At 68.4% G+C, this 1,388-nt stretch carries 2 protein-coding genes; both read left to right on the forward strand.

What is annotated here, in order from left to right:
• A partial coding sequence (gene secF, locus ACN269_RS35090; protein WP_421477701.1) for a protein translocase subunit SecF occupies nt 1–1,105 on the forward strand: 1,105 nt, incomplete at its 5' end.
• A gap of 53 nt (nt 1,106–1,158) precedes the next feature.
• Nucleotides 1,159–1,388, forward strand: a 230-nt coding sequence (locus ACN269_RS35095; RefSeq protein ID WP_421477703.1) for a hypothetical protein, incomplete at its 3' end; no start/stop codon positions are given.

The raw sequence follows: 1,388 nt of genomic DNA on the forward strand, positions 1-1,388 counted from the left end.
GTTCGCCATCAGCGGCCTGATCATGGCCGGCGCGATCGCCGCCATTGCGATTCGCGGGTTCACCTTCGGCATCGACTTCGAGGGTGGCACCAAGATCTCGATGCCGGTGGACGGTGCCAACGGCACGGTCACCACCCAGCAGGCCGAGGACGTGTTCAGCGAGACGTTGGGCGTGGCACCGGATTCGGTGGTGATCGTCGGCAGCGGCGCGTCGGCCACCGTGCAGATCCGGTCGACGACGCTGTCCAACGACGAGACCGAGCAGCTGCGCACCGCACTGTTCGACGCCTTTTCGCCGAAGGGGGCCGACGGCGAGCCCACCCGGCAGGCCATCAGCGACTCCGCCGTCTCCGAGACCTGGGGCGGTCAGATCACCCAGAAGGCGCTGACCGCGTTGGCGGTGTTCCTGACCCTGGTCGCGATCTACATCACCGTGCGCTACGAGCGCTATATGGCGATCGCCGCGTTGGCGGCCCTGGGCTTCGACCTGACAGTCACGGCCGGTGTGTACGCGCTGGTCGGTTTCGAGGTCACCCCAGCCACCGTCATCGGGCTGCTGACCATTCTGGGCTTCTCGCTCTACGACACCGTCATCGTGTTCGACAAGGTCGAAGAGAACACGCACGGCTTCGAGCACACCACCCGGCGCACGTTCGCCGAACACGCCAACCTGGCCATCAATCAGACGTTCATGCGGTCGATCAACACCAGCCTGATCTCGGTGCTGCCGGTGGTGGCGCTGATGGTGGTGGCGGTGTGGCTGCTCGGCGTGGGGACGCTGAAGGACCTGGCCCTGGTGCAGCTGATCGGCATCCTGGTCGGCACCTACTCGTCGATCTTCTTCGCCACCCCGCTGCTGGTGACGTTGCGCGAGCGCACCGAACTGGTCCGCAACCACACCCGGCGAGTGATGCGTCGGCGTCAGGGCGGGGCGGCCAAGGCGGCATCCGATGAGGAGTCCGACAGCACTGCGGAACCGGTCAAGGCCGCGGCGGTGGCGTCTGAACCTCCGCCGGACAAGCCGGCCCCGGGTGCGCGGCCGGTGCGACCCACCGCAAGCCGCACCGGGCGGCCGACAGGCAAGCGAAGCACCCGGCGGCGGTAGCGGTCATGGCTGCGCGCGAACGGCGGTGCGTCCGGGGGTGGCGTGACCTGCGGGTGATCGTCGCAGTCGCGGTCGTCGCGCTGGGGTTGACGTCATGTGCCGGCGCCCGAGCCGACGAGATCGATTTCGCGGTCGATGGCGGGGTGCCCACCTTCAACACCAACACCGTGGTCGGCGCGGCGTCCGGCGGCCCGCAGGCCTTCGCCCGGGTGCTGACCGGGTTCCACTACCACGGGCCGGACGGGCAGATCGTCAGCGACAACGACTTCGGCTCGGTATCGGT

This window comes from Micromonospora sp. WMMD736 (genome assembly GCF_049179015.1).
Lineage (GTDB): Bacteria > Actinomycetota > Actinomycetes > Mycobacteriales > Micromonosporaceae > Micromonospora.